We start from the raw sequence: 2,544 nt of genomic DNA, 5'->3' as shown, positions 1-2,544 counted from the left end.
TCAGCACGCTGGCTATCGCCTCGCCAAACGGCAGATACGCATTCAGCGTCGCAGCCAACGCCGAGATCGCCGCGCTGGCGATCAAGGAAACCAGCAAAAGAAAGCCCAACGCGGCCACCAGCCCGAGGCTTGCGGCGCGTGCCCGCACGATTCTCGATAAGGACGTGTCGGTTGGCTCGACTTTCCAGATGGTGTTGAGCGCGAGCTGCATCTCGCCGAAAACCCCGGATGCGGTGGCGAGCAGCGTGACCAGTCCGACTATGGCGGCCCATGTTCCGCTTGTCTGGTTCGACGCCGACTCCAGCGTGGCGCGGAATAGCTCCGCGCTCTGCGCGCCCATCAGTCCGGAGATCTGCGCCGACAATGCAAGTTCCGCCGCCTGGTGCCCAACCACGATCCCGGAGATTGCCACCACGATCAGCAGGATGGGCGCCAGCGAGGTTGCGGCATAGAAGGCGAGAGCTGCCCCCCGGCTCAAGGCATTGTCGTTGACGAAGCCGGTGGCGCTTTCTTTCAACAAGGCCCAGATCATCGCCATCAACGCCTCGATGTCCCGCGTACCGGCCACCGCTCCCGCCACGTCGTCAAGGCAGCCAGCTCCCGGTCTTCGCCTTGCGCGCGGCGGCGCGGTTCTGACCAGCGGCCGCCCTTGTCTTGGCGTCCTTGGAATGTCTTGGCGTCCTTGGAATGCGCGGCGATCGCCGGGCCGGCACCGGTCGCATTGCGCATTTCGCCGCTCTTCCCGGCCGGCGGCTGCTTTTCGATCAGGCCAGGAATAGTATTTCCGAAAAGGCCCATGGCAGATCTCCTTGGCACGCCGGCCTGAGCGTTAATCTGCCGCCTTTCGTTTTGTTCCCGAGGCAACCGAACCGCCATTGGGGCATTGAAGGCAACAATGGGAGACGCGCCATGGACCGGCCGCTTTACTTTCTTGCGGAGTTCTTTTCGAAGCCGCCGGGGTTCTATGTCATGTTGGCCGCCGCGCTTTTATGCGCGCTCGTGGCGAGTTCGACGGTCGGGACCTACATCCTGTCGATTTCCGCCATTGCCTTGACGGGAGTGGTGCTGATCCAGAACTATCGCGACACCTCGGCCATACAGGCCAAGCTCAACGAAATCATCGTGGCGCTGGATGCCGCGAGAAACGACGTTGTCGGTCTTGAGCACGGCTCGCGGGAAGAGATCACCGCCGAACTCGAAAGCATCGAGAAAAGGGCAGGCCGCACCGCCAAAAGCAGGTCGGGCACAGCCTAGCGGCGCGTGCACGGCCATGCCTGAAAGCCGCCGGACTTTCGCCAGCGCGGCGGGCGTCCGGAGAAATCGCTGCTGGCCGTCATAGTTCTCGTCACCTTCCGTCGCGCGCAGGCCGATTTGCGCGCTTGCCCATCAGCCATTCCTGCCTTGCCTCATGATTTGCTTAAGTCATTGTTTTGATGCATGAAACTTTCCAGATACTATGCTTCATCCAACGGCGGAGCCAGAACATGCCACCGGGCAACATGCTCGGCTGCCCCATTGCCCTCATGGCTTCCAGCCACTTGTCGAACGCGATTCCGCGATTCTGCCGGTTCGCGGCCGGCCGTGGGGTGCCTGCTCCCCAGGGGCGGCGTCGCCAGCACGAAATGGCGGCGCCGGTTTTGCCGTCTCTGTCCCGGAATCCGCCTTGCGAGGCCTTGTGCAAGGACTACATCTTGAGGTTGAACTAAGACCTAAGTCTGATATCAGACAAGCAAAAAGTCCGAAGAGGCAAGACAAGGGTCGTGGGCCACTTTCGCGAAGCCCCGCGATTTGTGAATGCTTTCTCATCGACAATGCCGTTGGGGTTTTCGGCTAGCTGTCGCGCCGGTTGACCGGCAAGGGGAGAGTGGGATGCGCGTACCGCGCATGGGCCAACTGGGCTGGCTTGTCTTGCGCGTTTTCGCCGCGCTGGCGCTGATTTTTGCACCCTTTCACCTCTCGGTCGATGGTGTCGCCACCAACAAGGCCTATGCCGGCAAGGGCGGCGGCGGGAACGGAAACGGCGGCGGCAATGGTGGCGGGAACGGAAACGGCGGCGGTAATAGCGGCGGCGGGAACGGAAACAGCGGCGGCAATAGCGGGAACGGAAACAGCGGCAACAGCAACGCCGGCGGCAACGGCAAGGGAAACAGTAAAGGCAAGGCCGGCGATGCTTCTGTCGATCATGTAAACGCCGTAACCGGCGACAAGGTCGAAATCGACGGCAAGAACATCAGGGTCACGCACCCTAACGGTATGAAGGAAGAAATCGAAAACGGCCGCTTCAGGATGGAGGACGCGCTTGGGCGCACCATCGTCGAAAGAGCGGCAACCGCGGCCGATGTGGCGCGACTGAATAGTTTTTGAATGGTTTGTGAGAGCGAGGTTCTATCTGGAGTGATCTTTTCGGGACCGAAGGTCAGCGCTGCAAAATCAGGTTGCCACCTTTTGCTTCGTCTCTTCGGTTCTTGATCATCGGTTGACAGGACTTCCGTGCTCACCTTGCCCCCGCCTACTGGCGGGGGGATTTTTTTTGGGGCCGCCTTG

Annotated in this window: 4 protein-coding genes; 2 read left to right on the top strand and 2 right to left on the bottom strand. The window is 61.2% G+C overall.

Features of this window, described 5'->3' with window-relative positions:
- Positions 1-538 (bottom strand): YhjD/YihY/BrkB family envelope integrity protein (locus tag EOA33_RS31790; RefSeq protein ID WP_190234432.1); only part of this gene is annotated, 538 nt, incomplete at its 3' end.
- Complete coding sequence (locus EOA33_RS31785; RefSeq protein ID WP_245482495.1) at positions 538-798, bottom strand: hypothetical protein; 261 nt, start codon at positions 796-798, stop codon at positions 538-540. The genes EOA33_RS31785 and EOA33_RS31790, both read right to left, overlap by 1 nt.
- 111 nt (positions 799-909) lie before the next feature.
- Here EOA33_RS31785 and EOA33_RS31780 point away from each other — a divergent pair, with 111 nt between their 5' ends.
- Entirely contained in the window at positions 910-1,254 is a 345-nt protein-coding gene (locus tag EOA33_RS31780) for a low affinity iron permease family protein (RefSeq protein WP_126055412.1), read from the top strand.
- 615 nt (positions 1,255-1,869) lie between these two features.
- The gene (locus EOA33_RS31775) at positions 1,870-2,364 is read left to right on the top strand and encodes a hypothetical protein (protein WP_126055411.1); all 495 of its coding nucleotides are present in this window, start codon (positions 1,870-1,872) and stop codon (positions 2,362-2,364) included.
- Positions 2,365-2,544: the final 180 nt, after the last annotated feature.

This window comes from Mesorhizobium sp. M4A.F.Ca.ET.050.02.1.1 (assembly GCF_003997725.1).
GTDB lineage: Bacteria > Pseudomonadota > Alphaproteobacteria > Rhizobiales > Rhizobiaceae > Mesorhizobium.
This window is presented reverse-complemented; position numbering and strand designations above follow the sequence as displayed.